Raw genomic sequence first — 2,618 nt, 5'->3', positions numbered from 1 at the left:
TATTTGTTTTTCTTTTCGTGGAACTGCTTCATGATGCCTTCGTTTGAGAATAGATTGCGCACAGTGTCACTTGGTTGAGCGCCGTTGGACATCCAGTCCATAGCTTTCTCAGCGTCAAGTTTAACCTCTACTGGGTTAGCAACTGGATTATATGTGCCAATCTGCTCGATGATACGTCCGTCACGAGGAGAACGTGAATCTGCTACTACTACACGATAAAATGGGTTACGTTTAGATCCCATACGTTTTAGGCGAATTTTTACTGCCATATTTAACTACCTCCATAATTTCTAATTATTAATTGTTTCACACAAATTTAGATTTTAGCAGAACTTCAATTGTGTGTAAAGGTTTTTTCCATTACATGAAAGGAAATTTCATTCCTTTACCTTTTTTCCCTTTGGTATTGCTCATTTGTTTCATCATTTTCTTCATCTCATCAAACTGTTTTAATAAACGGTTGACCTCCGAGACAGAAGTACCTGACCCTTTTGCAATCCGTTTTTTTCGGCTCGCGTTCATGACAGAGGGGTCTTGTCGTTCATTTTTAGTCATCGATTGAATAATGGCTTCCACATGAACAATTTGTTTATCATCAAAAGAGACGTTTTTTAGCCCCTTCATCTTATTAGCCCCAGGTATCATGTTGATTATTTCGTCTAATGGCCCCATATTTTTTACTTGGTCCATTTGCTCAAGGAAGTCTTCAAAAGTGAAGGAAGCTGTCCGCATCTTAGATTCAAGCTCTTTTGCCTGCTTTTCATCTACCTGGGTCTGTGCTTTTTCAATGAGCGTCAGCATGTCACCCATGCCCAGGATACGTGAAGCCATTCGTTCTGGATGGAATGTCTCTAACTGATCGAGTTTTTCCCCCATACCAGCAAATTTGATTGGCTTTCCGGTTACAGCCTTGATCGATAACGCAGCACCACCACGTGTATCACCATCAAGTTTCGTAAGAAGAACACCTGTAACATCAAGCTGTTCATCAAAGCTTTCTGCGACGTTAACTGCATCTTGACCTGTCATCGCATCGACTACGAGAAAGATTTCATCTGGATTGACAGCTTCTTTGATTCGTTGCAGTTCACCCATTAATCCTTCATCAACGTGAAGGCGGCCAGCTGTATCAATGATTACGTAGTCATGATGTTCTTCTTTCGCTTTCTCGATCGCATTTTTTGCGATATCAACTGGATCTGCCTCCGTGCCTTCTGCATGCACAGGCATCCCTAGCTGTTTCCCTAAGGTCTGGAGCTGCTGAATTGCTGCTGGACGATAAACGTCAGCTGCGGCAAGTAAAGGATTACGATTGTAATTCTTCCTCAACAAGTTCGCAAGCTTACCGGTGGTTGTTGTTTTACCGGCACCTTGCAGACCTACCATCATGATGACGGTCGGGGGGCGTTTTGCGACTGCTATTTTGCTTTCGTCGCCCCCCATTAAGTCGGTCAATTCTTCTTTAACGACTTTAATGATCTGTTGCCCGGGGGTCAAGCTTTCCATAACCTCCTGGCCGATTGCGCGTTCACGTATGCGTTTCACGAAGTCTTTTACGACTTTAAAGTTGACATCGGCCTCAAGGAGGGCGAGACGAACTTCCCGACTCATCTCTTTTACGTCTTGTTCGGTTACCTTCCCTTTGCCTTTGATTTTTTTAATCGTTTCCTGCAAACGGTCGGATAAACCTTCAAATGCCATCGAAGGACCCCTCCTAATCTAGTTCTTGTAATTGTGTGACCCAACGGCTGAAATGCTCTGGAAACTCACCTTTTTCGACTTCTGCTTCCATATCGCGCAGCACTTGTTGGCGTTTTTGAAACTTTTCATATAAATGCAGCTTTTTTTCGTATTCTTCAAGCATCGTCTCTGTCCGGCGAATGTTATCATAAACGGCTTGACGAGATACATCAAACGTTTCTGATATTTCACCTAAAGAGTAATCTTCTAGAAAATACAACTCCATATAGTTTCTTTGTTTAGGAGTCAGTAACGACTGATAGAAATCAAACAAATAATTAACTCGTGTCGTTTTTTCAAGCACGGTTAAAGCACTCCTTGTTAAGTGAAATACCTTTACAAAAGAATACTAACGGAGTCAGACGTATTGTGTCAAGGTCTACGCTTCATTTTCTTCCTCATCATATTCTTCGATCATGTCAGCAAAAAGACCATACACGAAGGCGTGAGCATCGAATGTTTCCAGGTCTGTTACTTTTTCACCTAACCCGACCAGTTTCACAGGAATGTCGAGTTCATTTCGAATTGCCAGCACAATTCCGCCTTTTGCCGTTCCGTCCAACTTGGAGAGAACAATCCCTGATACCTCCGTCGATTCAGAAAATGTTTTGGCCTGACTCATAGCATTTTGACCGGTTGTCGCATCCAATACAAGGAGAACTTCATGAGGCGCACCGGGTACTTCACGTTCGATCACTCGTTTCACTTTAGACAGCTCGTTCATCAAGTTCACTTTGTTCTGAAGACGGCCCGCTGTATCACAGATCAACACATCTGCGTTGCGGGATTTTGCTGATTTAATTCCGTCAAAAATAACGGCAGCAGGATCGCTTCCCTCACTATGCTTAACTACATTGACCCCTACACGGTCTCCCCAG

The 2,618-nt window shown here is 43.0% G+C and carries 4 protein-coding genes; all 4 read right to left on the bottom strand.

Annotation, left to right across the window (positions count from 1 at the left end; translation table 11 throughout):
- On the bottom strand, nt 1–269 hold a 269-nt coding region (rpsP, locus tag LD39_RS04975; RefSeq protein ID WP_035543557.1), incomplete at its 3' end, for a 30S ribosomal protein S16.
- Between the two features lie 91 nt (nt 270–360).
- Nucleotides 361–1,701: a signal recognition particle protein gene (gene ffh / locus LD39_RS04970; RefSeq protein WP_035543556.1), complete on the bottom strand. Its 1,341-nt coding sequence runs from the start codon at nt 1,699–1,701 to the stop codon at nt 361–363.
- A 13-nt stretch (nt 1,702–1,714) separates the two neighbouring features.
- Nucleotides 1,715–2,044, bottom strand: coding sequence for a putative DNA-binding protein (locus tag LD39_RS04965; protein WP_035543554.1), 330 nt, complete (start codon nt 2,042–2,044; stop codon nt 1,715–1,717).
- A 75-nt stretch (nt 2,045–2,119) separates the two neighbouring features.
- Nucleotides 2,120–2,618: signaling recognition particle receptor family protein (locus LD39_RS04960; protein WP_035543553.1), on the bottom strand; the 499-nt coding region annotated here is incomplete at its 5' end.

It is taken from the genome of Halobacillus sp. BBL2006, from assembly GCF_000786645.1.
In the GTDB taxonomy this organism is placed as follows: Bacteria; Bacillota; Bacilli; order Bacillales; family Halobacillaceae; genus Halobacillus.
The sequence above is the reverse complement of the archived record's forward strand: the minus strand, read 5'-3'. Positions and strand labels throughout refer to the sequence as shown.

Bases quoted from the DNA above. Each gene is read 5' to 3' on its own strand.
- ffh (WP_035543556.1), bottom strand. From the start codon at position 1,701: ATGGCATTTGAAGGTTTATCCGACCGTTTGCAGGAAACGATTAAAAAA.